Source organism: Zobellella aerophila (assembly GCF_039539325.1).
GTDB classification, from domain to species: domain Bacteria; phylum Pseudomonadota; class Gammaproteobacteria; order Enterobacterales; family Aeromonadaceae; genus Oceanimonas; species Oceanimonas aerophila.
Genome location: NZ_BAABCX010000001.1, coordinates 1,140,910 through 1,165,392, shown reverse-complemented (window position 1 = coordinate 1,165,392; position 24,483 = coordinate 1,140,910). Strand labels below are relative to the sequence as shown.

Here is a 24,483-nt window from a genome sequence, read left to right as displayed (position 1 = left end):
TTTATTTCCGCCAGTTGGAAGGCCACTCCGGGCATCAGCTTATGAGCTATGCACCATCTTGGATTGCCTGCATTCCTGCTTGCACCAACATGGGGAAACAACGCCGAATCCTCCAGGGCAGGTGCTCTCACTTATCCACGATAAATATATAAGCTGTTAATATAGTTTAACTTTTTAATATTGGCACGAATTATGTAGAGCATTGTATACAGAATATTTGATGTAGAACCGCCTTTATGATCCCAATCCCTGCCCGTATAACGGAAGCTGCTGCCCAGATCCGCGGGTACGGCCAGCAGCGTAGCTGGTTAGCCCGACTGGATATGCGGTTGGAGGCGGACCGCGAGCGTACCCGGCTCAAGGGGTTGGAGTTTGCCGGTCCCTTGCGTATTCAGCGGCCTTTCTATCCGGAAGGGGGGGTCTGCCACCTCTATGTGTTGCACCCACCCGGTGGCCTAGTCTCCGGTGATCGACTGGCCATTAGTGTTCATGCGGGCGCCGGGAGCCAGAGCCTGCTGACCACCCCCTCCGCCGGCAAGATCTACGGACGCGACAGCGACGGCGTGGCGCAGGGCCAGTCGGTGTTTTTACAGCTGGCGGATAACGCCGGATGTGAGTGGCTGCCCCAGGAAACCATCGTCTATCGCGATGCCAATGCTGTGCTGGATACCCGTATTGAGCTGAGTGGAGATGCCCGTTTTATCGGCTGGGATCTGGTTTGCCTGGGCCGTCCTGCCGCTGGAGAAACCTTTGATGCCGGTCGCCTGAGCCAGGCCATCCGCTTATGGCGCGATGGCCGCCTGCTGTTGAACGAACGGCTGCAGCTGGAAGGCGGTGACTCTTTGCGGCACAGCCGGGTGGGCCTGGCTGGTCATTGTGTGTTCGGTACCCTGCTGGCCTCGGGCCCTGGGTTGGGTGATGAACTGATCATGCAGCTCAGAGAGGTCCTGCCCACGCCTGATTTTACTGTGACCGAGCGACTGGGTGTGCTGCTGGTGCGTTACCTGGGCTCTGATATGAGTGCCTGCCGGGGCGGTCTGTGGCGGGCCTGGGCCTTGATCAGGCCGGCCGTGCTGGCACGGCCGGCTTGCATCCCGCGTATTTGGTTGACCTGAGGAGAGTAAGATGGAACTGAGTCCAAGAGAAAAGGACAAGCTGCTGCTGTTTACCGCCGGCCTGCTGGCCGAGCGCCGGCTGGCGCGGGGCCTGAAGCTGAATTATCCCGAGTCGGTCGCCTATTTGTCCGCCGCCATCATGGAGGGTGCCCGGGACGGCCGTACCGTGGCTGAGCTGATGGGCAGCGGCCGCAACTGGCTGACCCGGGAGCAAGTGATGGACGGCGTGCCTGAACTGGTGAAGGAAGTGCAGGTGGAGGCAACCTTTCCCGACGGCACCAAGCTGGTCACCCTGCACGATCCCATTCAATAGGAGGCCTTATGATACCGGGAGAAATTCAACTAGCCGCGGGCGATATCGAGCTCAACACCGGCCGCGAGCGGCGTACCCTGGTGGTGGCCAATACCGGTGATCGGCCGATACAGGTGGGCTCGCACTATCACTTCGCCGAGGTCAATCCGGCGCTCAGCCTGGATAGAGCGCAGGCCCTCGGTTTTCGCCTGGATATCGCCGCCGGCACCGCGGTACGCTTCGAGCCGGGCCAGAGCCGCTCCGTGCAGCTGGTGGCGCTGGGCGGCAAACGCCGGGTGTATGGTTTTCGGGGAGAGGTGATGGGGCCACTGGGAGAGCAGGTTGAATAACATGAGTCGTGCCGCCTATGCGGAGATGTTCGGCCCCACCACCGGCGATCGGGTACGGCTGGCGGACACGGATCTGTGGATCCAGGTGGAGCAGGATTACACCTGCTATGGCGAAGAAGTGAAGTTCGGCGGCGGCAAGGTGATCCGCGACGGCATGGGCCAGAGCCAGCTGGGCGATGCCGAGACCCTGGATACGGTGGTAACCAATGCCCTTATTCTCGATCACTGGGGCATCGTTAAGGCCGATATCGGCATCAAGGGCGGTCGCATCGCCGCCATCGGCAAGGCAGGCAACCCGGATATCCAGGACGGCGTCACCATCAACATCGGTCCGAACACCGAAGTGATCGCTGGTGAAGGCATGATCTTGACTGCCGGCGGGGTGGACTCGCATATCCATTACATCTGTCCGCAGCAGGTGGAAGAAGCCATCTGCTCCGGTATTACCACCATGATCGGCGGTGGCACCGGGCCGGCCACCGGCAGCAAGGCCACCACCTGCACGCCGGGCGCCTGGCATATCGCCCGCATGCTGCAGGCCACCGATCAGCTGCCGATGAACTTCGGTTTTCTCGGCAAGGGCAACGCCAGTTTGCCGGAGGCTCTGCGGGAACAGCTGGATGCCGGCGCCATGGGATTGAAGCTGCACGAGGATTGGGGCACCACGCCGGCGGCCATCGATTGCTGCCTGTTGGTGGCGGAAGAGTACGATGTTCAAATCGCCATTCACACCGACACCCTCAACGAATCCGGCTTTGTGGAAGACACCCTGGCGGCGTTCAAGGGGCGCACCATCCACACCTACCATACGGAAGGGGCCGGCGGCGGCCATGCGCCGGATATCCTCAAGGCCTGCAGCCTGTCCAATGTGTTGCCGTCCTCCACCAACCCGACCCGACCCTATACGGTCAATACCGTGGACGAACACCTGGACATGCTGATGGTATGCCATCACCTGGATCCCCATATTCCCGAGGATGTGGCTTTCGCCGATTCCCGCATCCGCAAGGAAACCATAGCGGCGGAAGACATTTTGCAGGATCTGGGGGTGATTTCGATGATCTCCTCCGACAGCCAGGCCATGGGCCGGGTAGGGGAGGTGGTGTGCCGTACTTGGCAGACCGCCCACAAGATGAAACAGCAGCGCGGCCTGCTGCCGGAAGACCTGGCCCTGGGCTGCGACAACTTTCGGGCCAAGCGCTATATCGCCAAGTACAGCATCAACCCGGCCATCACCCACGGTATCAGTCACGAGGTGGGCTCGGTGGAAGTGGGCAAGCTGGCCGATCTGGTGCTGTGGAATCCGGCCTTTTTCGGCATCAAACCGGCGCTTATCCTCAAAGGCGGCACTATCGCCTATGCGCCCATGGGTGACGTTAACGGCTCCATCCCCACCCCCCAGCCGGTGCACTACCGACCCATGTTCGGCGCCCAGGGCAAGGCGGCGGCGGCCACCAGCCTGACCTTTGTCAGCCAGGCTGCATGTAAGCGGGATCTGGCCGGTGAACTGGGGCTGACTCGGCAGTTGGTGGCCTGTTGCAATACCCGCAATATCAGGAAGCAGGATCTGATCCATAACGGTGCCACTCCTGTGCTTGAAGTCGACGCCCAGACCTATGAAGTGCGTTGCGATGGGGAACTGCTGAGCTGCGAACCGGCCGAGGTACTGCCTCTGGCCCAGTTGTATATGTTGTTTTAACGGGGGCTATACCAGCCATGTCAGGAGCAACACGCCGACTCGCCGTAAACCCATCCGTGGTAGCTCCGCTGCGCAATCTGACTGCCAGGGAGGGCGGGAATGTCGAAATTGCAGGAGCATTTTTCGGCCCTGGCGCAGAGGGCCGGCTTGGTTATCCCCTGACATGGCCTGCATGGCCAACGCATAACTGGAGTTCAAGAATGTTGCGAATTACTCATAACCTGGGCCAGAGCGCGCGCCCAGCCGAAGACCGGCTGACGCTGACTTTTGAAGTGCGGCAGAAGGGGCGTTTTAAAACCGTCAGCGATAACGGCACCGAGCTGGGCGTTTTTCTGGAGCGGGGCCAGGTTCTGGCCCAGGGTGACAAACTGAGCAGTGAATGTGGGCGGATTTTCGAAGTGGTGGCCCGGCCTGAGCCGGTGATCACCGCCCATGCCAGCGGCTGGCCCACCTTTGCCCGTGCCTGTTATCACCTGGGCAACCGTCATGTCACCCTACAGCTGGGCGAGTGCTGGCTCAGGTTCCAGCCCGATCATGTTCTGGAGCACCTGGCGGTACACCTGGGCCTGCGCCTGGAGGCGGGTGAAGCCTCTTTTCATCCCGAGTCCGGCGCCTATCAAGGGCATCAGCATGAACACAGTCATGGACACGACCATGACCACTGATGGCAGCCAGGCCGGCCAGTTGCTGGCGCTGCTGCATCTGTCCAGCCCGGCGCTGCCGATCGGGGCTTTTGCCTATTCCAGCGGTCTGGAGTCGGCGATTGAACTGGGTTGGGTCAAGGATGAAGCCTGCCTGCAGGACTGGCTGAGCGGCATGCTGCGTGGTCTGGCTTATCTGGATATTCCCGTGCTGCTGCGGCTGGCCGCCGCCGGAGAGCGGCAAGACAGCGTACAGCTCGGTTACTGGAGTGATTTTCTGCGCGCCAGCCGGGAAACCCGCGAGCTGCTGTTTGAAGACGAGCAGCAGGCCAGGGCGCTGATCCGTCTGCTCAAGGGGCAGGGACTGGCGGTGTCGGCCTTGCCGCCGCAGCCGGCCTTTATGGCGGTGTACAGCCTGGCTGCCCGCCACTGGGGCCTGGACCCGCAATGGGCGGCGCTGGGCTGGCTGTGGGGCTGGCTGGAAAACCAGCTGTCGGTGGCCAGCAAGACCCTGCCGCTGGGCCAGACCGCGGCCCAGCGGCTGTTGTTGGCGTTGAAGCCGGCGCTGATCGAGCACTTGCAGCTGGCGGAAACCCTGGATGATGAGCAGCTGGGCTTGAGCCTGCCGGGGCAGGTTCACGCCAGCTGCCTGCATGAAACCCAATATTCCCGTTTATTTCGGAGTTGATGATGACAACACAATGTTTACGCGTGGGCGTCGGCGGGCCAGTGGGCTCGGGCAAAACCGCCCTGCTGCGCCAGCTGTGCCTGGCGCTGCGCCAGCACTACAGCCTGGCGGTGGTGACCAACGATATCTACACCAAGGAAGATGCCGAGTTTCTGCTGCGCCATCAGGCGTTGAGTGAAGACAGGATCATGGGTGTGGAAACCGGCGGCTGCCCCCATACCGCCATCCGTGAAGATGCCTCCATGAATCTGGCCGCCATCGACACCCTGCAGGTGCGCCACCCGGATTTGGAGCTGGTGCTGGTGGAAAGCGGCGGCGACAACCTGTCGGCCACCTTCAGCCCCGAACTGTCGGATCTGACTCTCTATGTGATCGATGTCTGCGCCGGTGACAAAATCCCCCGCAAGGGCGGCCCGGGTATCACCAAATCCGATCTGCTGATCATCAACAAGACCGATCTGGCGCCCATGGTCAACGCCTCGCTGGAAGTGATGGACAGAGATGCCAGGCGCATGCGCGGGGAGCGGCCCTTTGTGTTCAGCAACCTGGTGAGGGGCGACGGCCTGCAGGAAATTATCCGGTTTATTCAGCGAGAGGGTATGTTGCGACCCCTGCCCGACGATTTTGTCATTGAAGGAGAGCAGCCATGAGCAAACGCATAAAAACAGCCATGATCAACAACACACTGATTGTCCTGACGGCCTCTGCCCCGGCGCTGGCCTTTGCCCATACCGGCCGTGAGACCCAGGGCCTGGTGTTCGGCCTGTTGCACCCGCTGCTGGGTTGGGATCACCTGCTGGCCATGGTGGCGGTGGGCATGCTGGCGGTAGCGGGCCGGGAGCGCCCGGCCAGGCAACTGCCGCTCGGTTTTGTCGGCTTTATGCTGGTCGGCGCCTTGTTCGGCCTGGCCGGTATCAGCGTAGGCGGCCTGGAGGCGGGCATCGTGCTGTCAGTGGTGGTGCTGGGACTGATGATGAGCACAGGCCGGGTCGTCCGCCCGGCTATTGGCGCCGGATTATGCGCCCTGTTCGGCTTGCTGCACGGTAATGCCCACGGCCTTGAGCTGCCCGCTTCGGCGTCGGCCATCGGTTACTTTGCCGGCTTTGTGCTGGCGACGGGCCTGCTGCATGGCGCCGGCTGGCTGGCTGCAGGCAGATTGCATGCCACCTTGGTCCGGATTGCCGGTGTTGTCATCAGCGGCGTCGGGATCATGGCCGCCATCTAAATCCTCGCCGTCAGCTTGCCGCTGGAAGCCGGACATCGACAGTCTGGCTTCCGGCTTGACACTCGCATCCTCTATGGCAGATCGGCCCCATGATTGCCAAAGGCTTCTCTTGAGTCGATAATTTTAGGCACGTTTATCGATACAGTAGATCCTCCTATGCTAGACAAATATTTTCACCTGAAAGAGCTGGGCACCAATGCGCGCCAGGAAGTGGTGGCCGGCATCACCACCTTCCTGACCATGGCCTACATCATCTTCGTCAACCCCGCGATCCTGGCCGAGACGGGCATGGATCACGGTGCCGTATTCGTGGCCACCTGTCTGGCGGCGGCCATCGGCTGTCTGATCATGGGGCTGCTCGCCAATTATCCCATCGCACTGGCGCCGGGCATGGGGCTGAACGCTTTCTTTACCTATACGGTGGTGTTGACCGACGGCTACAGCTGGCAAGCCGCGTTGGGGGCGGTGTTTTTCTCCGGCTGCATCTTCGTGCTGCTCAGTCTGCTCAAGGTACGGGAATGGATCATCAATTCCATCCCCAATCCGCTGAAAATCGGTATCGCCGCCGGTATCGGCCTGTTTCTTGCGCTGATAGGCCTAAAAAATGCCGGCATCATCGTCGATCATCCTGCTACCCTGGTGGCCCTGGGCGATATCACCAGCCTGCCGGTAGGCCTGGCGGTGCTGGGCTTTTTCCTGATCATCGGCATGGCGGCGCGCAATTGGCACGGTGCCGTGATGATCGGCATCCTGGTCATCACCGGCCTGGGCATCGCCTTCGGTGATGTGCAGTACCACGGCATCGTTGCCATGCCACCTTCCATTGCACCCACCTTTATGCAGCTGGATATCGCCGGGGCCTTTAACCTGGCCATGCTGTCGGTGATCTTCGCCTTCCTGTTTGTCGATCTGTTTGATACCTCGGGCACCCTGATCGCCGTGGCGCAGCGCGCCAAGCTGCTGGATGAACAGGGTCGTCTGCCGCGTTTGGGCAAGGCCCTGCTGGCCGACAGCACGGCCTCCATCACCGGCTCCATGCTGGGCACCTCGACCACCACCTCCTATGTGGAAAGCGCCGCCGGCGTGGCAGCGGGGGGGCGCAGCGGCCTGACCGCGGTGGTGACCGGCCTGTTGTTTATCGCCGCCCTGCTGATATCTCCCCTGGCGGCCATGGTGCCGGCCTATGCGACTTCCGGAGCCCTGGTGTATGTGGCGGTGCTGATGATGTCCCAGCTCAGCCATCTGCACTGGGATGATATTACCGAAGCCGTGCCCGCCGTGGTAGTGGTGGCCATGATGCCGTTCACCTTCTCCATCGCCAACGGCATCGCCCTGGGCTTTATCAGCTATGTTGCGGTCAAGCTGTTGTCCGGGCGAGCCGCGGAGATCAGCACTACCGTCTGGGCGATGGCGGTGCTGTTTGTATTGAAGTTTGCCTTTGGGATTTAAGGTTAGGCAGGAAGCTCGATCCCGGGCCTATGGGGCAGGTCTTGTTGAAGATAATCGCGGCGAGGTCGCCGCTCCTTGCAGATCATGAAAAAGCCCCGACATTCGGGGCTTTTTACCGTATGGAAAACTGAAAATCAGAATTCGGCGTTGCGCGGGGTGCGGGGGAAGGGAATTACGTCGCGCACGTTGCCCATGCCGGTGACATAGGCCACCAGCCGTTCAAAGCCCAGGCCGAAGCCGGAGTGGGGCACGGTGCCGTAACGGCGCAGATCCCGGTACCACCAGTAATCTTCCTTATTCAGGCCCATTGCTTCCAGACGCTCGTCCAGCACTTCCAACACCTCTTCCCGCTGGGAGCCACCGATAATCTCGCCGATACCGGGCGCCAGCACGTCCATGGCGGCGACGGTTTCGCCGTCCGGGTTCAGCTTCATGTAGAAGGCCTTGATGTCTTTCGGGTAGTTTTTCACCACCACGGGTGCCTTGAAGTGCTCTTCGGCCAGGTAGCGTTCGTGTTCGGAAGACAGGTCGATACCCCATTCCACGGGGAATTCGAACTGCCTGCCGGAGTTTCTCAGGATTTCCACCGCATCGGTGTAATCCACCTGGGCAAAGTCCTTCGCCACAAAGTCCTGCAGACGGGTGATCGCTTCCTTGTCGATACGCTCGGCGAAGAAGCTCATGTCATCCATGCGCTCGTCCAGCACCGCCTGGAACACATACTTGAGCAGGTCTTCGGCCAGGGTCGCGATATCGTTCAGATCGGCGAAGGCCACTTCCGGTTCTATCATCCAGAACTCCGCCAGGTGGCGGCTGGTGTTGGAGTTTTCGGCGCGGAAGGTGGGGCCGAAGGTGTAAATCTTGCTCAGGGCACAGGCATAGGTTTCGCCGTTCAGCTGGCCGGACACGGTCAGGAAGGCTTCTTTACCGAAGAAGTCTTCGCTGAAGTCGACATCGCCCTTGTCGGTACGCGGCAGGTTCTGCAGATCCAGGGTGGATACCCGGAACATTTCACCGGCGCCTTCACAGTCGGAGGCGGTAACGATCGGGGTGGCGACCCACACATAGCCACGCTCATGGAAGAAACGGTGCACCGCCTGGGCCAGGCAGTTACGCACCCGGGTGACGGCGCCCATCATATTGGTACGCGGGCGCAGGTGGGCGTATTCACGCAGATATTCGATGGAATGGCGCTTGGCGGCCATGGGGTAGGTGTCGGGGTCGTCGACCCAGCCGACCACCTTGACCTCGGAAGCCTGCAGCTCAAAACTCTGGCCCTTGCCCTGGGATTCGGCCAGGATGCCGGTGACTTCTACCGAGCAGCCGGTGGTCAGACGCACGACCTCTGACTGGTAATTCGCCACTTCGTTGGGTACCACTGCCTGCAGCGGGTTAAAACCACTGCCGTCGTGTACGGCCAAAAACGAAATACCCGCCTTGGAGTCACGGCGGGTGCGAATCCACCCCTTAATGGTCAGGGTGCTGCCTGTGGCATATTTGCCCGCAAGCACGTCTGCAACGGATGCATGGGTCATCTTGATAACGCTCTCCAGCTTTCAATGAAATCGGCCCCTGGCCGATCCTGCTATCTATATAAGGGGTCTAATGTTACCTGTGTACCGTCAGGACTCAAGTAAAAGATGCCCGGGGATCAATGCCAAGCCAAAGCCTGGCTATTACCATCTTCACCCTCGCGCAGGCGGGGGCCTGGGATATCGGCGGCCGGTACGGAGGGGAATAGGGAGTAGGGCATGGGGGTGGGTGAGCTGACCCCCATCCCCGCTCCCTTTTAGTCTTTGGCTTCCACCAGGGTCAGGATATCGTAGCTGGCCACCAGTTCGTCACGCTGGTTTTTGACCTTGATATCCCAGACCACCACGCCCTGGGGCCGATCTTCCGGGCTGCGTCTGGGCTTGCGGGTCTTCTGCTTGCAGGTCAGCTCCACCTGTATGGTGTCGCCGATCTTCACCGGCTCGATAAAGCGCAGACCCTCCATGCCGTAGTTGGCGATCACCGGGCCCGGGGCCGCATCCACGAACAGGCCGGCGGCGGCGGAGACCACGAAATAGCCGTGGGCCACCCGCTCGCCGAACAGCGATGCGGCGGCGGCTACCTTGTCCATATGGGCATAGAAGTGGTCACCGCTCAGACAGCCGAAGTTGACGATGTCGGCTTCGGTCACGGTGCGGCGGGCCGTTTTCAGCTGTTCACCGACGGCCAGCTCCTCGAAGTATTTTCGAAACGGATGAACCCGATCGACCACCACGGGTGCTCCCGTGTTCCAGCTGTGGGTCACCCGACTCATGGCTCCGGGCGAAGCCTGGATGGCGGTGCGTTGCATATAGTGCTTGACCGCGCGCAGGCCCCCCAGCTCCTGGCCGCCGCCGGCACGGCCGGGGCCGCCGTGCACCAGGTGGGGCAGGGGCGAGCCGTGACCGGTGCTTTCTTCGGCACTGATCGGATCCAGCAGATGCAGGCGACCATGCCAGGGACCGAGCCGGCCGACCAGCTCGGATACATCCTGGCCGGCCTCGAACACCACCGACGCCACCAGGCTGCCTTCGCCCAGGGCGACCAGCTCGACCAGCTCGTCCTCCGAATCATAGGGCAGCAGGGTACAGACGGGACCAAAGGCTTCGGTGTTATGGACCGCCGGGCTTTCCTTCGGTTGGTGGCACAGCAGCAGGGTCGGCGGATAGAAGGCGCCGGCGGCAGGGTCGTCGGCCAGCACCTCGAACGGCTTAAGGTGAGCGCCGCACAGGATTTCGGCCTGGGCCGACAGCTGCTCGACCCTTGCCGAAACGTCTTTCAGCTGGCGCTGACTGGCCAGCGGACCCATGGTCACGCCTTCCTTCGCCGGATCGCCGAGCACCACCTTGCCCAGCCGGGCCAAGAGGGCCTCTTTCACTTGGGGCAGCAGGGCGCGGGGCACGAAGGCGCGACGGATGGCGGTACATTTTTGCCCGGCCTTGGTGGTCATCTCCCGCATCACTTCCCGCACAAACAGTGTGGTGGCCTCGTCAGCGGCACCTTCGGCGAGGATGGCGCTGTTGACCGAGTCCGCTTCCATGGTGAAGGGAATGGACTGACGGTTGAAGTTGGGGTGAGCGCGCAGGGTCTGGCCGGTGTGGGCCGAGCCGGTAAAGGTCACCACATCCTGGGGGCCCAGCAAGTCGAGCAGGTCGTTGACACCGCCGCAGATGATCTGCAGGGCGCCGGCGGGCAGTATGCCGGACTCAACGGCAGACTTGACCACCGCCTGGGCCAGCTGAGCGCCGTCGGTGGCGGGCTTGATGATGGCCGGCATGCCCGCCAGCAGGGTCGGCGCCAGTTTTTCCAGCATGCCCCAGACCGGAAAGTTGAAGGCGTTGATGTGCACCGCCACGCCGGGCTTGGGGGTGAGGATATGACGAGCGCCGAAACCGCCCTTGCGGGACAGGGGTGTCCAGCCATCTTCGACCAGGATACGCTCGTCGGAGAGTTCACGCCGTACCAGGCTGGAATAGGTGAAGAGGGTGGCGAAGCCGCCTTCGATATCGATCCAGCTGTCCTTGCGGGTGGCGCCGGTGGCGGCGGACAGCGCATAGAAGTCTTCTTTCTGTGCCGCCAGGTGGCCGGCCAGATTTTTCAGCATCAGCGCCCGCTGGTGAAAGCTCATGGCCGCCAGTTGTTTGCCGCCTTGTCCGGCATAAGCCAGCATGGCCGTCATGTCCAGGCCCGCGCTGGTCACTTCATACAGAGACTCGCCGGTTACGGCATGCCTGACCAGGCGACCCGCTCCGGCTCCTGCCTGCCATTGGCCGGACACATAGCTTTGCAGCTTTTCCATGGGTTCCTCTCCCTCTTTACGTGACACATCAAAGCGAACATTTAACAATTTGGTGTTACATAATTTGTTTTTATTTTGTGGTAATGTCAATCTGTATTGACCTTGCGTTCGGGTGTTTATCGCCACTTAAATATATAAATTATTGTTTTATATTGAGATTTTAAATACCTAAATATGATTCATAAAAAAATATATTGAAATTATTTTAGTGTCATATTACTTTGAGTTCATGTTTTTGAAATGTTGCATTAACTGGTATTGGAGGCTTAGTGGTGGAGAGCGCAGAACAACAGGCGAAGTTTGACCAGACTATCGCGGCTGAGATCAGCATAGAGCCCAGGGACTGGATGCCCGAGGCGTACCGTAAGACCCTGATCCGTCAGATCGGTCAGCATGCCCACTCCGAAGTGGTCGGCATGCTGCCGGAAGGCAACTGGATTACCCGGGCACCGACCCTGCGCCGCAAGGCGGTGTTGCTGGCCAAGGTACAGGATGAAGCGGGCCACGCTCTCTACCTGTACAGCGCCGCCGAAACCCTGGGCGCCGATCGGAATGACATGGTGGAAAAGCTGATCGACGGCAAGATGAAGTATTCCTCCATCTTCAACTATCCCACCCTCAGCTGGGCAGATGTGGCCGCCATCGGCTGGCTGGTCGACGGTGCGGCCATCGTCAACCAGGTTGCCCTGTGCCGTGCCTCTTACGGCCCTTATGCCCGCGCCATGGTACGGGTCTGCAAGGAAGAAAGTTTCCATCAGCGCCAGGGCTTCGAAGCCATGATGGCGCTGGCGGGCGGCACCAAAGCGCAGAAGCAGATGGCTCAGGATTCGGTCAACCGCTTCTGGTGGCCGGTGCTGACCATGTTCGGCCCCTGTGACGATGATTCGCCCAACTCGGCCCAGAGCATGGCCTGGAACATCAAGCGCTTCAGCAACGACGAGCTGCGCCAGAAGTTTGTCGACAACACTGTGCCCCAGGTCGAAGCCCTCGGCCTGACCGTGCCGGATCCGGATCTGAAGTGGAACGAAGAAACCGGCCACTATGAGTTCGGCGAGATCAACTGGGATGAATTCTATGCGGTGGTCGCCGGCCAGGGGCCCTGCAATCACGAGCGGATCGCCGCCCGTCGCAAGGCCTGGGAAGAAGGCCGCTGGGTGCGGGAAGCCGCCAGCGCCTATGCCGCCCGCCGTCAGCAAGCCGCTTAAGGAGAGAAGAGCAGATGAAAAACAATCAATGGCCGTTATTCGAAGTCTTTATCCGCAGCAAGCAGGGCCTACATCACCGCCATGTGGGTAGCCTGCGCGCCGCCGATGAAACCATGGCGCTGGAAAACGCCCGTGATGCCTACACCCGCCGCCGCGAAGGCGTCAGCATCTGGGTGGTCAAGTCTGCGTTGATCACTGCCAGCCAGCCGGAAGACAAAGGCGCCTTTTTCGATCCCGCCGACGACAAGGTGTATCGCCACCCGACGTTTTACCGCATTCCCGACGGCATAGGCCATATGTAGGAGGCCTCATGGACAAGGCATTGCAAGATTCTCTGTTTACCTACCTGCTGCGCCTGGGCGACAGCCAACTGGTTTTGTCCCACCGCCTGTCGGAGTGGTGCGGCCATGCCCCCGAGCTGGAGCTGGACATCGCCCTGGCCAATATCGGTCTGGACATCCTGGGTCAGGCGCGCACCCTGCTGACCCTGGCCGGCGAGGTGGAAGGTCTGGGCCGTGACGAGGACCGGCTGGCCTATCAGCGCGGCGAGCGGGAGTTCAAGAACCTGCTGTTGTGCGAACAGCCCAACGGCGATTTCGCCCAGACCCTGGTCCGCCAGTGGTTTATGGACCACTACCACCAGCTGTTGTTCACCGGGCTGAGCCAGTCCGGCTGCGCGCCGCTGGCCGCCTTTGGGGTCAAGTCCCTGAAAGAGGTGAACTACCACTTGCGCTTCTCCAGCGGCTGGGTTCAACGGCTGGGGCTGGGCACCGAAGAAAGCGCCCGTCGCACCCAGGCCGCCATCGACGAGCTGTGGCGCTTTACCGGTGAGCTGTTCGTGTCCGACCAGGTGGAAGACGCCTTGGCCGCGGCCGGCATCATCCCCGAACTGTCGGCGCTGGCGCCCCGGTGGGCCGGCCGGATTGCCGAGCAGGCCGGGCAGGCGGCGCTGACCCTGCCCGAGCGGGCCGCCTATCGTCAGGGCGGCAAGCAGGGCCTGCACACCGAGCATCTGGGCTACCTGCTGGCGGAGATGCAGAGCCTGCAGCGCAGTTACCCGAACATGAGCTGGTAAGGGGGTGTCAGGTGCAGATTAGCGACCACCGACTTCCCCGCTGCTGGGAAGTGCTGAAAACCGTCACCGATCCCGAGATACCGGCCCTGTCGGTCACCGACCTGGGCATGATCCGGGGCGTGGATGTGGCGTCGGACGGCAGCCTGTGTATCCGCCTGACGCCGACCTACAGCGGCTGCCCGGCCACCGACATGCTGGAAGCGGACATCCTCGGCGCGCTGGACGGCGCCGGGCTGGGTCCGGCCCGGGTGCAGCTGGATTTGTCCGAGGCCTGGACCACAGACTGGATGAGCGCCGACGGCAAACGCAAGCTCAGGGAATACGGCATAGCGCCGCCTCAGGGGCCGGCCTGCGGGCAGTATCTGATCCCCTCCGACGGGGTGCCTTGCCCGCAATGCGGCGGCGGGCACACCCGTTTGCTCAGCGAGTTCGGCTCGACCGCCTGCAAGGCTCAATACCAGTGCCGGGACTGTCTCGAGCCCTTCGATTATTTCAAGTGCATTTAGCCCTCAACCGCATAGGGAGCAGAGTCATGAATCAGTTTTATTCGTTGCGGGTTAAATCCGTACAGGAACAGACCCGCGACGCCATCGCCATTGCCTTCGAGCTGGACGGCGACAACCGGCGCCGGTTCCGGTTCAAGCCCGGCCAGCACCTGACCCTCAGGCATCTGCATGAGGGCGAAGAGCTGCGCCGCTGCTACTCCATCTGCAGCCGGGAAGACCACGAAGACCTGACCATAGCGGTCAAGCGCATTCCTGACGGCCGTTTCTCCAATTGGGTCAACGACCACCTCAAGCCGGGCGATCTGCTGGAAGTGATGCCGCCCCAGGGCGTGTTTTTCCAGCAGGCCGAAAAACTGGGTGGTGCCCGGTACCTGGGCTTTGCCGCCGGCAGCGGCATCACGCCGCTGCTGTCCATCGTCAAGACCCTGCTGGCCAGCCGGCCGGATGCCAGTTTCACCCTGGTGTACGGCAACCGCAGCTGGGGCCAGACCATGTTCGCCTTTGAGCTGGCCGATCTGAAAGACGCCTATCCGACCCGCTTTCAGTTTATCTGTATCTTCAGCCGGGAGCAGGGCGAGAGCGAGATCCTCAACGGTCGCCTGGACGAGGCCAAGATCCGTGCCCTGCTCGAACACCAGCTGCTGTCGGCCGAGGTCGATCACTGCTTCGCCTGTGGCCCGGAAGAGATGATGAACGCGGTCGAGCGGGTGCTGCCGGAGTACGGCCTGGCCCGCGAGCGGGTGCATACCGAGCGCTTCAACACAGGCCCGGCCCGTCCGCTCAGCGCCGAACAGCGTGCCGGCCGCAGCCAGGGCGAGGTCAGCATCATCCTCGACGGCCGGGAAATGCAGATAGAGGTGCGCCCGGAAGACGACAGCATCCTGGACGCGGCGCTCAATGCCGGCGCCGATCTGCCTTACGCCTGCAAGGGCGGCGTCTGCGCCACCTGCAAATGCAAGGTGGTGGAAGGCGAGGTCGACATGGACCTCAACTACAGCCTGGAGCAGGACGAGCTGGACGCGGGTTATGTACTGAGCTGTCAGGCCCGGCCCAGGGGCGGTGTGGTGCGCATCAGCTTCGACGACTGAGGATAGAGGATGAACTGTCAGGATATTCTGGTCAGCCCGGCCGACGCCGGGGTCTTGACCATCAGCCTCAACCGGCCCGAGCGGCGCAATGCGTTGCGCAACCAGACCCTGGCCGAGATTGGCCAGGTGCTGGCGGACGCCGCCGCCAACCCCGAGGTACGGGCCGTGGTGATCCGGGGCAACCAACGCTGCTTTGCCGCCGGCGCCGATCTGGAAGAAATGCGCCACCTGGACGCGGTCGCCCTGCAGCAGGATGTGCGACCTTCGCTGTGGCAGCGTATCGATGCGTTCAACAAGCCGCTGGTAGCCGCCGTCAACGGCTACGCCCTGGGTGCCGGCCTGGAGCTGGTGCTGCACTGTGACCTGGTGGTGGCGGGCGAGGGCGCCCTGCTGGGACTGCCGGAAATTCGCTTAGGCATCATGCCCGGCGCCGGCGGTACCCAGCGGCTGAGCCGCCAGCTTGGCCAGCAGACCGCCATGAAGATGGTGCTCACAGGCGACCCTATCACCGCCGAGCGGGCCCATCAGCTGGGCCTGGTCAGCCAGCTGTGCGTCCCGGCGCTGACCGACGAATATGCCCACCAGCTGGCCCGGCAGATAGCCGGCCAAGCCCCGCTGGCGGTGCAGGCCGCCAAGGGCGCCATCAAGGCCTGCCAGGAAACCAGCCTGAGCCAGGGCCTGCGCCAGGAACGCCAGGCCTTTGTCTGGCTGGCCGGCACCGAAGACAGAAACGAAGGCATCAATGCCTTCCTGGAAAAACGTGCACCGCACTACCGGGGGAAGTAATGGAATATCAACATATCGAATGCCATCGGGAAGGCGCCGTCGGCGTCCTGGTACTGAACCGCCCGGCCCAGCTCAACAGCTTTAACGAGGCCATGCACCAGGAAGTGGCAGCCGTGCTCAAGGACTGGGAAAACAACCCGGAGGTGCGCACCATCCTGCTCACCGGCAACGGCCGCGGCTTCTGCGCCGGCCAGGATCTGGGCGATCGGGCCGTCAACAGCGGCGACGAGGCACCGGATCTGGGCCGGTCCATCGACCATTACTACAACCCGCTGATCAAACGTATCACCGGCATGCCCAAGCCGGTTATCTGCGCGGTGAACGGCGTGGCCGCCGGCGCCGGCGCCAATATCGCCCTGGCCTGCGACATCGTCATCGCCGCCCGCAGCGCCTCCTTTATCCAGGCCTTCTGCCGGCTGGGCTTGGTGCCCGACTCCGGTGGCACCTGGCTGTTGCCGAGGCTGATCGGCCGAGCCCGCGCCCTGGCCCTGACCCTGCGGGGCGATAAGGTCAGCGCCGAGCAGGCCCGGGAGATGGGCATGATCTGGCAGGTGGTGGAAGACGACCGGCTGCAAAGCGAAGCCATGCAGCAAGCCCAGCAGCTGTCCCGCCAGCCGACCTATGGCCTGGGTCTTATCAAGCGGGCCATCAACAGCGCCGCCGACAACAGCCTGAACGAACAGCTGGAGCTGGAGCGGGACCTGCAGCGCCTGGCCGGGCGCAGCGAAGATTACCGGGAAGGGGTGGACGCCTTCCTCAACAAGCGCACCCCCGAATACAGGGGACGGTAAGATGACAGAAAACATCCGCATAGACGAAGTGGCGGTGATCGGCGCCGGCACCATGGGCATGGGCATCGCCCAAGTCGCGGCCCAGGCCGGCCACCTGGTACTGTTGTATGACGCCAACCCGGCCCAGACCGCCCGCGCCCTGGAGGACTTTGCCAGCCGGCTGGCCGGCCGGGTCACCCGTGGCAAGCTGAGCGAACCGGACGCGAGCGCGCTGCGCGCCCGCATCCGCCCGGCCGAGAGCCTGAGCGAGCTGGCCGGTGCCGACCTGGTGGTCGAGGCGATTATCGAGCGGCTGGACATCAAGCAGCAGCTGTTCGCCGAGCTGGAAGGCATCTGCGGCGACCGGTGCATACTGGCGTCCAATACCTCGTCCATCTCCATCACCGCCATCGGCGCGGCCCTGTCCCGCCCCGAGCGGCTGGCCGGCCTGCATTTCTTCAACCCGGCGCCGGTGATGAAACTGGTCGAGGTGATCTCCGGCCTGGCCACCGAGCCTGCGGTGCGCGATACCCTGCTGGCGCTGGCCAGAGACTGGGGCAAGGTGGCGGTACATGCCAGCTCCACCCCGGGCTTTATCGTCAACCGCATCGCCCGTCCCTATTACGGCGAAACCCTGCGCGCCCTGCAGGAAGGGTGTGGCAGCCCGCAGCTGCTGGACACCCTGATGCGCAGCGGCGGCTTCCCCATGGGCGCCTGCGAGCTGACCGATCTGATCGGCCAGGATGTGAACTTCGCGGTGAGCAGCAGCGTGTACCGTGCCTTCCACGACGAGCCCCGTTATCGTCCGTCGCTGGTGCAGCAGGCCCTGGTCGATGCGGGCCGCTTCGGCCGCAAGAGCGGTCAGGGCTTCTTTGCCTACCAAGGCGGCAAGGCCGTACTCGACACCCTGCCGGCCCCGGCCGAGCGGGCGCCAGCCAGGGTGGTGGTGCAGGGCGACTGGTCCGGGCTCAAGGGTGCCGAGGCCCTGCTGGCCCGTTTTCCGGGCGAACTGGAGCGGCGTGACGGCAGCCCGGCGCTGCTGATCGACGGCGTGCGCGTCGAGCTGACCGATGGCCGCAGCTGTGCCCTGCGCCACCCGGGCCAGGCCGCCATGGCGCTGGACTGGGCCGACGACTATGAGGCCGTCAGCCATATCGCCCTGGGGGTGTCAGAGTATTGCAGTGACCAGCAGGTGGCCGCCGTGACCGGCTTCTTCCAGCGCCTGGACAAGCAGGTGCTACTGCTGTCGGATCATCCGGGCATGCTGGTGCTGCGCACCCTGGCCATGCTGGTCAACGAGGCGGCGGAAGCCTGCCTGCACCGGGTGGCCAGCGCGGAAGATATCGACCTGGCGATGCGTTTCGGTGTCAACTATCCCAAGGGGCCGGTGGCCTGGGGCGCCGAGGTGGGTTACCGGCGCCTGCTGAGCCTGCTCGACAACCTCAGGGCCCTCTACGGCGAGGAAAAATACCGGCCATCGCTGCAACTGCGGCACTGGGCGAGCGCGGAGGCAGCCGCATGAACCAGCAGCCGACCGACATCCTGGCCCGGCAATGTGCCGAGGCCATGTTCGCCAACGATGCCTGCAGCCGGCACCTAGGCATGGAAATAGAAAGCGTGACCGCCGGTACCGCCGTGCTGACCATGCGGGTACAACCCTGGATGCTCAACGGCCACGGCAGCATACAGGGCGGCATCCTCTTTACCTTCGCCGACTCGGCCTTTGCCTTTGCCTGCAATGGCTACAACAAGGTGACCATAGGCCAGGGCTGTACCATCGATTATCTCAAGCCCGCCTTCGCCGGCGAGTTTCTGCGGGCTCGTGCCCGCGAGCTGCACCGGGGCGGACGCACCGGCACCTATGACGTGGTGCTGGAAAACGAATCGGGAGAAACGCTGGCTCTGTTCCGCGGGCGCTCCTACCAGGTCAAGGGAACCATTTTAAAGGAAGAAAACAATGACTGATGCTTATCTGTGCGACATGATCAGGACCCCGGTGGGCCGCTACGGCGGCGCCCTGAGCGCGGTGCGGGCCGACGATCTGGCCGCCATCCCGTTACGCCGACTGAAGGAAAACAACCCGCAACTGCCTTGGGAAAAAGTCGACGAAGTGATCATGGGCTGCGCCAACCAGGCCGGTGAAGACAACCGTAACGTGGCGCGCATGGCCGCCCTGCTGGCGGGCTTGCCCACCACGGTGCCCGGCACCACCGTCAACCGCCTGTGCGGCTCCGGTCTGGATGCCATCGGCTTCGGCGCCCGCACCATCAAGGCCGGCGAGGCCCAGCTGGTGCTGGCCGGCGGGGTCGAGTCCATGTCCCGTGCGCCCTTCGTGATGCCCAAGGCCACCGGTGCCTTTACCCGCAGCAACGAGGTGCATGACACCACCATCGGCTGGCGCTTTGTCAACCCGCTGATGCAGCAGCAATACGGCATCGATGCCATGCCGGAAACCGCCGAGAACGTGGCCGAGCGCTTCAATATCAGCCGGGAAGATCAGGACCAGTTTGCCCTGCGCAGCCAGCTGAAGACCGAACAGGCGCGCCGGTCCGGCATCCTGGCCCAGGGCATGGTGCCGGTGGTGATCCCGGGCCGCAACGGCAAGGTGACCGAAGTGACCCGGGATGAACACCCGCGTCCCGACACCACCCTGGCGGATCTGGCCCGGCTGCCGACCCCGTTCCGGGCCGGCGGCTCGGTGACCGCGGGCAACGCCTCGGGCGTCAATGACGGCGCCGCCTGCACCCTGCTGGCAAGCGGGCAGGCGGTGGCCGAGTATTGTCTGACGCCGAAGGCGCGTATACTGGCCATGGCCAGCGCCGGTGTCGAGCCCAGATACATGGGCATAGGCCCGGTGCCGGCGGTACGCGCCGTGCTGGAAAAGAGCGGCCTGAGCCTGGAACAGATGGACGTGATCGAACTCAACGAAGCCTTCGCCGCCCAGGCGCTGGCGGTACTGCGCGAGCTGGGTCTGCAGGATGACGACGCCCGGGTTAACCCCAACGGCGGCGCCATTTCTCTGGGCCATCCCCTGGGCATGAGCGGCGTACGCCTGGTAATGGCGGCGGTCAATGAACTGAAACGCACCCATGGCCGTTATGGCCTCTGTACTATGTGTGTCGGCGTTGGCCAGGGTGTCGCGCTGATCGTGGAAAACATCGACTGAATTAGGCCAAAGGGAGGAGGCACTCATGACAACTCAACTGGATCATATCGAAACCGCGTCTATCGACGAACTGCGCTCGCTGCAACTGGAACGGCTGCAGAAGACCCTGTACCACGCCTATGAAAACGTGCCCATGTACAAGCGCAAGTTTGACGAGGCCGGGGTACATCCGTCCGACTGCAAGATCCTGGAGGATCTGAACAGGTTTCCGTTCACCACCAAGCAGGATCTGCGCGACAACTATCCCTTCGGCCTGTTCGCCGTGCCCATGGACAAGATAGTGCGGCTGCATGCCTCGTCCGGCACCACCGGCAAGCCGACCGTGGTGGGCTACACCCAGCAGGACATCGACATCTGGGCCGATGTGGTGGCCCGCTCCCTGCGCGCCGCCGGCCTGAGCCACAAGGACAAGATCCATGTGGCCTATGGTTACGGTCTGTTCACCGGCGGCATGGGCGCCCACTACGGTGCCGAGCGCCTGGGGGCGGCGGTGATCCCCATGTCCGGCGGTCAGACCGAGAAGCAGGCCCAGCTGATCCAGGATTTCCTGCCCGACGGCATCATGGTGACCCCGTCCTACTGCCTGAACATCATCGACGAGCTGGAAAAGCAGATGGGTGATGCCAGCAAGTGTTCCCTGCGGGTGGGCGTGTTCGGTGCCGAGCCCTGGACCAACGCCATGCGCGGCGAGATCGAACAGCGCCTGGGCATCGACGCCCTAGATATCTACGGCCTGTCTGAAGTCATGGGGCCGGGGGTGGCCATGGAGTGCCTGGAGAGCAAGGATGGCACCACCATCTGGGAAGATCACTTCTATCCCGAGATAGTCGACGCCAGTACCGGCGAGGTGCAGGCCGACGGCGAGCTGGGCGAACTGGTGTTCACCACCATCACCAAGGAAGGCATGCCGGTGATCCGTTACCGCACCCGGGATCTGACACGCCTGCTGCCGGGCTCGGTACGTACCATGCGTCGCATGGACAAGATCACCGGTCGCAGCGATGATATGTTGATCATCCGTGGCGTTAACGTGTTCCCGACCCAGGTGGAAGAGCAACTGCTCAAGTTCTCCCAGCTGACCCCCCATTACCAGCTGGAAGTGAGCCGTCAGGGTCACCTAGACTCGCTGCGGGTCAAGGTGGAGCTGCGTCACGATCATGCCAGTGCCGATCCGCATTCGCTGGCCTATCAGCTCAAGCACCGCATCAAGGCGATGATCGGCATCTCCACCCAGGTAGACATCGTGGGCGAGGGCCAGTTGCCCCGCTCCGAAGGTAAGGCGGTACGGGTGGTGGATCTGCGCAAGAGTGCCTGACAGGACTGATACACAAAAGTGGCGTAAGCGCCACTTTTTGTTTGATATAAGTCAGTTAAACGGGGTTTAATGGGGTATTTCGTCGGCCTTGGGCCGACGAAATAGACAAAGCCTACAACTCACGAATTTGGTAATCAACATTCAATGGACTCCCGACTAAGCCCGCTTATCCAGCAGGCCCTCGACTACGAAACCGTCAGCGGCACTTCGCTTATCATGACCATTTTCGGTGACGCCATCGCCCATCGCGGCGGCTGCATCAGCCTGGCCAGCCTGATAGATATGCTGTCCGGCTTTGGCTTTAACGAACGCTTCGTGCGCACCTCTGTATTTCGTCTGGCCAAAGGCGAATGGCTGAGTTCGGAGCGTATCGGCCGGCTGAGTTTCTATCGGGTGACCGAAAGCAGTGTCCGTCGTTTTCAGCAGGCCGAAACCCGCATCTACGATATGGGGCAAAAAGCCTGGGATGGGCACTGGGATCTGGTGCTGCTCAGCTCGCTGGAACTGGAAGCCAAGGCTCAGTTGAAAAAAGAGCTGGAGTGGCTGGGTTGTGCCAGCATCGCCCCCAACCTGATGGCCTATCCGGGGCTGGATCAGGGCAAGCTGCGCCAGCTGCTGCGTGAACTGGATATGGGCGAACAGGTGGTGATCTTTCAGGCCAGTACCCTGGATTTAGGCTTGGGCTCGCCGCCCCCCTTGCCCAGGATGGTCAGCGTCAACTGGCCGCTGGACGACATCAGCCGGCGCTATGAGGAATTCCTGGCCCTGTACCGGCCCTTGTTGCCCCTGCTGGAAGACAGCCGGGAGCTGGATCCCGGCCAGGCATTTCAGCTCAGGACCCTGCTTATCCACCATTACCGCCGGGTGCAGCTGCGCGACCCGCACCTGCCGATGGCGCTGTTGCCCAGGGGCTGGCCGGGAATGGCGGCCCAGACCCTGTGCGCCAATATCTACAATATGCTCTACCAGGCGGCGGAGGAGTATATCTGGAGCACAGGACGCACGGCGGAAGGGCCATTGCCACCGGCCGATGCCGGTTTTTACCAGCGCTTTGGCGGCCTGAGACGCTAGCCACTCCTGTAGGAGGTTCGACCTCGGGCCGATGGAGCCGTGCTGCTATTTATCGCGGCGGGGTCGCCGCTCCCACAAATGGAGTAATAAGATGCAATGCTATGAAATTGACGGTATCCGCCCCGTGGTGGAAGAGGGGGCTTATGTGCATCCCACCGCCGTGCTGATCGGCGATGTGATAATCGAGCGCGGCTGCTATATAGGCCCGCTGGCATCATTACGGGGCGATTTCGGCCGCATCCATATCCAGCACAACGCCAATATCCAGGACAACTGCGTGATGCACGGTTTCCCCGAAACCGACACCCTGGTGCGCCCTTGGGGCCATGTGGGTCACGGTGCCATACTGCACGGCTGCGTGGTGGGCGAAAATGCCCTGATCGGCATGAATGCGGTGGTGATGGACGGTGCCCTGGTGGGCGAGGGTGCCATCGTTGCCGCCCATTCCTTCGTCAAGGCCGAAATGCAGATCCCGCCCCGGGTGCTGGTGGCCGGCTCGCCCGTCAAGGTGCTGCGTGAGCTCAGGGCCGAAGAAATCGAATGGAAACGCCAGGGTACCCAGACCTATATAGACCTGACCCGCCGTTGCCTGGACAGCATGCACCTGGTCAGCCCGCTCACCATGGTCGAACCGGACCGCAAGCGCCTGTTCCAGGACGCGGATTATATGCCGAAATACAAGGCGTGAACGTCGGCCAAGGGCGCGACCTACGGGCATAATACGAATCTGGGGTACATCCACCGCCGTGGGTCGGGCCTTGGCCCGACGACAATGCCCGACAATAACGGCCGCCGGCGGTGATGTGCTATCCGGTATCAACAAACTCCCCGCATTTTTTCAAATCCCGACCATAATTAGGCCAGCACCATGCCCAGGGAGGGGAGATGATGTTGCGTCTGATAATCATACTGCTTGGCCTGCTCTGTCTGCCGGTCCGGGCCCAAGGTGAAATGCTGTGGCATCATAACGGCGAGCTCAACCGTGCCGGCCAGACCCTGACTCAGTTGCTGTTGCCCGAGGAATCGGCGTTTGCGGCACTGAGCGTGGCGGAAAAAGACCGCTGGCTTACCCGGGAGTGGCGGCAGATACTGAACCGGCGGCAGCGGTTTTCCCAGCTGCCACTGTCTACCGAGTGGGGGCTGGCGGGCTTCGAGAGTGCATGGAGTGCCGGCAAGCTAGACGATTATATGGCCCGGCAGGTGCCTGATTATCCGGGCTATCAAAAGCTGAAACGGCATTACCATATCCTGGCCGGATCCCGGTCTTATACCCGGTTGCCGCCAGGGCCCGAGGTGCGCCCCGGCGAGCGGGACAGGGCCATCCCCGCACTGCGCCAGCGGCTGGCCGAGCTGGGTTACCGGCTGCCCGAGCCCAGGGGCAGGGCGGATGCGCTGGACAGGCCCCTGAGCGAGGCGCTGACTCGGGTGCAACGGGCCCATGGCCTGCAGGACAAAGGCTGGTTGAATAATGAGACCCGGGCCGTTTTGGATCGGTCACCGGCGGCGGCCCGCGATGAAATAAGGCAAAACCTGCGTCGCTGGCTGTTGTTGCCGCCCATTGCGACCGAGCGTTATGTGCTGGTCAATATCCCCGCCTACCGGCTTACCCTCTATCACGGCCGGCAGCCGGATCTGAGCATGAAGGTAATTGTCGGCCGCCCGGACTGGCCCACCCCCGAGCTGGCCACGTACATCAAGGCGCTCAAGGTCAATCCCGACTGGACCCCTACCGACAACATAGTGCGTGAAGAGCTGTTGCCGGCCCAGCGTCGGGACAGCGGTTACCTGGCCCGCCATGGGTTCAGCGCCCTGGTGTCCCAGGACGGAAGCTGGGTGAAGATGAGCCTGGCCGAGTTGGACTGGAGCCGGGGCAGCGGTGTGCGCCTGGTGCAGGCGCCGGGGCCCGGCAATGCCCTGGGCCGGCTCAAGTTTGAAATGCCCAACCGCTTTGACGTGTATCTGCACGATACCCCGGATAAAACCCTGTTCGGTGAAGCTGGCCGGGCCCTCAGCCATGGTTGCATCCGCCTGGCGGAGCCGGAGCGGCTGGCCGAAAGCCTGGGCTGGCGGCTGCCCGAACACCAGCAGACCCGCATCCTGCCGGCCAGCGGGGAGCTGCCGGTGTATCTGGTGTATTTCACCACCTGGGTCAACGACGAGGATCGGCTGGTGTTCTCGCCGGATATCTATCGAAAAAATGGCGATGTTTGATT

General features: G+C 62.5%; 25 protein-coding genes. 23 read left to right on the top strand and 2 right to left on the bottom strand.

Features of this window, described 5'->3' with window-relative positions; all coding sequences use genetic code 11:
• Positions 1 to 236 precede the first annotated feature (236 nt).
• The 9 genes from ABD806_RS05395 to ABD806_RS05355 all read left to right on the top strand — a co-directional run bounded on the left by ABD806_RS05395 (position 237) and on the right by ABD806_RS05355 (position 7,459).
• The gene (locus ABD806_RS05395) at positions 237 to 1,115 is read left to right on the top strand and encodes an urease accessory protein UreD (RefSeq protein ID WP_344955483.1); all 879 of its coding nucleotides are present in this window, start codon (positions 237 to 239) and stop codon (positions 1,113 to 1,115) included.
• A gap of 10 nt (positions 1,116 to 1,125) precedes the next feature.
• Entirely contained in the window at positions 1,126 to 1,428 is a 303-nt protein-coding gene (locus ABD806_RS05390) for an urease subunit gamma (protein ID WP_344955481.1), read from the top strand.
• 8 nt (positions 1,429 to 1,436) lie between these two features.
• Entirely contained in the window at positions 1,437 to 1,757 is a 321-nt protein-coding gene (locus tag ABD806_RS05385) for an urease subunit beta (protein ID WP_344955479.1), read from the top strand.
• Position 1,758: 1 nt separating this feature from the next.
• Complete coding sequence (ureC, locus tag ABD806_RS05380; protein ID WP_344955477.1) at positions 1,759 to 3,456, top strand: urease subunit alpha; 1,698 nt, start codon at positions 1,759 to 1,761, stop codon at positions 3,454 to 3,456.
• Between the two features lie 200 nt (positions 3,457 to 3,656).
• Positions 3,657 to 4,121: an urease accessory protein UreE gene (gene ureE, locus ABD806_RS05375; protein WP_344955475.1), complete on the top strand. Its 465-nt coding sequence runs from the start codon at positions 3,657 to 3,659 to the stop codon at positions 4,119 to 4,121.
• Positions 4,087 to 4,785: an urease accessory protein UreF gene (locus tag ABD806_RS05370; RefSeq protein WP_344955473.1), complete on the top strand. Its 699-nt coding sequence runs from the start codon at positions 4,087 to 4,089 to the stop codon at positions 4,783 to 4,785. Before ureE ends, ABD806_RS05370 begins: the two co-directional genes overlap by 35 nt.
• On the top strand, positions 4,785 to 5,435 hold the full coding sequence (ureG, locus tag ABD806_RS05365; protein WP_344955471.1) for an urease accessory protein UreG: 651 nt from the start codon (positions 4,785 to 4,787) through the stop codon (positions 5,433 to 5,435). The genes ABD806_RS05370 and ureG overlap by 1 nt, the downstream gene beginning before the upstream one ends.
• A complete protein-coding gene (locus ABD806_RS05360; RefSeq protein WP_344955469.1) occupies positions 5,432 to 6,010 on the top strand; it encodes a HupE/UreJ family protein in 579 nt (192 codons plus the stop codon). The genes ureG and ABD806_RS05360 overlap by 4 nt, the downstream gene beginning before the upstream one ends.
• 156 nt (positions 6,011 to 6,166) lie before the next feature.
• Complete coding sequence (locus ABD806_RS05355) at positions 6,167 to 7,459, top strand: NCS2 family permease (protein WP_344955467.1); 1,293 nt, start codon at positions 6,167 to 6,169, stop codon at positions 7,457 to 7,459.
• Positions 7,460 to 7,593: 134 nt separating this feature from the next.
• Here ABD806_RS05355 and asnS read toward each other — a convergent pair whose 3' ends face one another.
• Both asnS and paaZ read right to left on the bottom strand, forming a co-directional pair.
• Positions 7,594 to 8,994 carry an asparagine--tRNA ligase gene (gene asnS, locus ABD806_RS05350; RefSeq protein WP_344955465.1) on the bottom strand — a complete coding sequence of 467 codons (1,401 nt, stop codon included), beginning with the start codon at positions 8,992 to 8,994 and terminating at the stop codon, positions 7,594 to 7,596.
• A 254-nt stretch (positions 8,995 to 9,248) separates the two neighbouring features.
• On the bottom strand, positions 9,249 to 11,288 hold the full coding sequence (gene paaZ, locus ABD806_RS05345) for a phenylacetic acid degradation bifunctional protein PaaZ (protein WP_344955463.1): 2,040 nt from the start codon (positions 11,286 to 11,288) through the stop codon (positions 9,249 to 9,251).
• Positions 11,289 to 11,560: 272 nt separating this feature from the next.
• Between paaZ and paaA the strand changes: the two genes are divergently transcribed.
• The 14 genes from paaA to ABD806_RS05275 all read left to right on the top strand — a co-directional run bounded on the left by paaA (position 11,561) and on the right by ABD806_RS05275 (position 24,481).
• Positions 11,561 to 12,493 (top strand): 1,2-phenylacetyl-CoA epoxidase subunit PaaA, encoded by a 933-nt coding sequence (paaA, locus tag ABD806_RS05340; RefSeq protein ID WP_344955461.1) that lies wholly within the window; start codon positions 11,561 to 11,563, stop codon positions 12,491 to 12,493.
• A 14-nt stretch (positions 12,494 to 12,507) separates the two neighbouring features.
• Positions 12,508 to 12,795, top strand: a complete 288-nt coding sequence (gene paaB / locus ABD806_RS05335) for a 1,2-phenylacetyl-CoA epoxidase subunit PaaB (protein WP_344955459.1) — start codon at positions 12,508 to 12,510, stop codon at positions 12,793 to 12,795.
• Positions 12,796 to 12,803: 8 nt separating this feature from the next.
• On the top strand, positions 12,804 to 13,568 hold the full coding sequence (gene paaC / locus ABD806_RS05330) for a 1,2-phenylacetyl-CoA epoxidase subunit PaaC (RefSeq protein ID WP_344955457.1): 765 nt from the start codon (positions 12,804 to 12,806) through the stop codon (positions 13,566 to 13,568).
• An 11-nt stretch (positions 13,569 to 13,579) separates the two neighbouring features.
• A complete protein-coding gene (gene paaD, locus ABD806_RS05325; RefSeq protein WP_344955454.1) occupies positions 13,580 to 14,074 on the top strand; it encodes a 1,2-phenylacetyl-CoA epoxidase subunit PaaD in 495 nt (164 codons plus the stop codon).
• Positions 14,075 to 14,100: 26 nt separating this feature from the next.
• The gene (paaE, locus tag ABD806_RS05320) at positions 14,101 to 15,162 is read left to right on the top strand and encodes a 1,2-phenylacetyl-CoA epoxidase subunit PaaE (RefSeq protein ID WP_344955452.1); all 1,062 of its coding nucleotides are present in this window, start codon (positions 14,101 to 14,103) and stop codon (positions 15,160 to 15,162) included.
• Between the two features lie 9 nt (positions 15,163 to 15,171).
• On the top strand, positions 15,172 to 15,948 hold the full coding sequence (locus ABD806_RS05315; RefSeq protein ID WP_344955450.1) for an enoyl-CoA hydratase-related protein: 777 nt from the start codon (positions 15,172 to 15,174) through the stop codon (positions 15,946 to 15,948).
• Complete coding sequence (paaG, locus tag ABD806_RS05310; protein ID WP_344955448.1) at positions 15,948 to 16,739, top strand: 2-(1,2-epoxy-1,2-dihydrophenyl)acetyl-CoA isomerase PaaG; 792 nt, start codon at positions 15,948 to 15,950, stop codon at positions 16,737 to 16,739. The genes ABD806_RS05315 and paaG overlap by 1 nt, the downstream gene beginning before the upstream one ends.
• Position 16,740: 1 nt before the next feature.
• Complete coding sequence (locus ABD806_RS05305; RefSeq protein ID WP_344955446.1) at positions 16,741 to 18,240, top strand: 3-hydroxyacyl-CoA dehydrogenase; 1,500 nt, start codon at positions 16,741 to 16,743, stop codon at positions 18,238 to 18,240.
• Complete coding sequence (gene paaI / locus ABD806_RS05300) at positions 18,237 to 18,683, top strand: hydroxyphenylacetyl-CoA thioesterase PaaI (protein ID WP_344955444.1); 447 nt, start codon at positions 18,237 to 18,239, stop codon at positions 18,681 to 18,683. Before ABD806_RS05305 ends, paaI begins: the two co-directional genes overlap by 4 nt.
• Complete coding sequence (gene pcaF / locus ABD806_RS05295; RefSeq protein WP_344955442.1) at positions 18,676 to 19,884, top strand: 3-oxoadipyl-CoA thiolase; 1,209 nt, start codon at positions 18,676 to 18,678, stop codon at positions 19,882 to 19,884. The genes paaI and pcaF overlap by 8 nt, the downstream gene beginning before the upstream one ends.
• Before the next feature lie 25 nt (positions 19,885 to 19,909).
• Positions 19,910 to 21,199, top strand: a complete 1,290-nt coding sequence (gene paaK / locus ABD806_RS05290) for a phenylacetate--CoA ligase PaaK (RefSeq protein ID WP_344955440.1) — start codon at positions 19,910 to 19,912, stop codon at positions 21,197 to 21,199.
• Positions 21,200 to 21,343: 144 nt separating this feature from the next.
• A complete protein-coding gene (gene paaX, locus ABD806_RS05285) occupies positions 21,344 to 22,270 on the top strand; it encodes a phenylacetic acid degradation operon negative regulatory protein PaaX (protein ID WP_344955438.1) in 927 nt (308 codons plus the stop codon).
• A gap of 91 nt (positions 22,271 to 22,361) precedes the next feature.
• Positions 22,362 to 22,958 carry a gamma carbonic anhydrase family protein gene (locus ABD806_RS05280; RefSeq protein WP_344955436.1) on the top strand — a complete coding sequence of 199 codons (597 nt, stop codon included), beginning with the start codon at positions 22,362 to 22,364 and terminating at the stop codon, positions 22,956 to 22,958.
• 200 nt (positions 22,959 to 23,158) lie between these two features.
• Entirely contained in the window at positions 23,159 to 24,481 is a 1,323-nt protein-coding gene (locus ABD806_RS05275) for a L,D-transpeptidase family protein (RefSeq protein WP_344955434.1), read from the top strand.
• The last annotated feature ends 2 nt before the right edge of the window (positions 24,482 to 24,483 follow it).

Bases quoted from the DNA above. Each gene is read 5' to 3' on its own strand.
- ABD806_RS05370 (WP_344955473.1), top strand. From the start codon at position 4,087: ATGAACACAGTCATGGACACGACCATGACCACTGATGGCAGCCAGGCC.
- pcaF (WP_344955442.1), top strand. From the start codon at position 18,676: ATGACTGATGCTTATCTGTGCGACATGATCAGGACCCCGGTGGGCCGC.
- paaE (WP_344955452.1), top strand. From the start codon at position 14,101: ATGAATCAGTTTTATTCGTTGCGGGTTAAATCCGTACAGGAACAGACC.
- paaG (WP_344955448.1), top strand. From the start codon at position 15,948: ATGGAATATCAACATATCGAATGCCATCGGGAAGGCGCCGTCGGCGTC.
- asnS (WP_344955465.1), bottom strand. From the start codon at position 8,994: ATGACCCATGCATCCGTTGCAGACGTGCTTGCGGGCAAATATGCCACA.
- ureC (WP_344955477.1), top strand. From the start codon at position 1,759: ATGAGTCGTGCCGCCTATGCGGAGATGTTCGGCCCCACCACCGGCGAT.
- ABD806_RS05305 (WP_344955446.1), top strand. From the start codon at position 16,741: ATGACAGAAAACATCCGCATAGACGAAGTGGCGGTGATCGGCGCCGGC.
- paaK (WP_344955440.1), top strand. From the start codon at position 19,910: ATGACAACTCAACTGGATCATATCGAAACCGCGTCTATCGACGAACTG.
- paaX (WP_344955438.1), top strand. From the start codon at position 21,344: ATGGACTCCCGACTAAGCCCGCTTATCCAGCAGGCCCTCGACTACGAA.
- ABD806_RS05360 (WP_344955469.1), top strand. From the start codon at position 5,432: ATGAGCAAACGCATAAAAACAGCCATGATCAACAACACACTGATTGTC.
- paaC (WP_344955457.1), top strand. From the start codon at position 12,804: ATGGACAAGGCATTGCAAGATTCTCTGTTTACCTACCTGCTGCGCCTG.
- paaZ (WP_344955463.1), bottom strand. From the start codon at position 11,288: ATGGAAAAGCTGCAAAGCTATGTGTCCGGCCAATGGCAGGCAGGAGCC.
- ABD806_RS05395 (WP_344955483.1), top strand. From the start codon at position 237: ATGATCCCAATCCCTGCCCGTATAACGGAAGCTGCTGCCCAGATCCGC.
- ABD806_RS05315 (WP_344955450.1), top strand. From the start codon at position 15,172: ATGAACTGTCAGGATATTCTGGTCAGCCCGGCCGACGCCGGGGTCTTG.
- ABD806_RS05355 (WP_344955467.1), top strand. From the start codon at position 6,167: ATGCTAGACAAATATTTTCACCTGAAAGAGCTGGGCACCAATGCGCGC.
- ureG (WP_344955471.1), top strand. From the start codon at position 4,785: ATGATGACAACACAATGTTTACGCGTGGGCGTCGGCGGGCCAGTGGGC.
- paaI (WP_344955444.1), top strand. From the start codon at position 18,237: ATGAACCAGCAGCCGACCGACATCCTGGCCCGGCAATGTGCCGAGGCC.
- ABD806_RS05385 (WP_344955479.1), top strand. From the start codon at position 1,437: ATGATACCGGGAGAAATTCAACTAGCCGCGGGCGATATCGAGCTCAAC.
- paaB (WP_344955459.1), top strand. From the start codon at position 12,508: ATGAAAAACAATCAATGGCCGTTATTCGAAGTCTTTATCCGCAGCAAG.
- ABD806_RS05390 (WP_344955481.1), top strand. From the start codon at position 1,126: ATGGAACTGAGTCCAAGAGAAAAGGACAAGCTGCTGCTGTTTACCGCC.
- ureE (WP_344955475.1), top strand. From the start codon at position 3,657: ATGTTGCGAATTACTCATAACCTGGGCCAGAGCGCGCGCCCAGCCGAA.
- ABD806_RS05275 (WP_344955434.1), top strand. From the start codon at position 23,159: ATGTTGCGTCTGATAATCATACTGCTTGGCCTGCTCTGTCTGCCGGTC.
- ABD806_RS05280 (WP_344955436.1), top strand. From the start codon at position 22,362: ATGCAATGCTATGAAATTGACGGTATCCGCCCCGTGGTGGAAGAGGGG.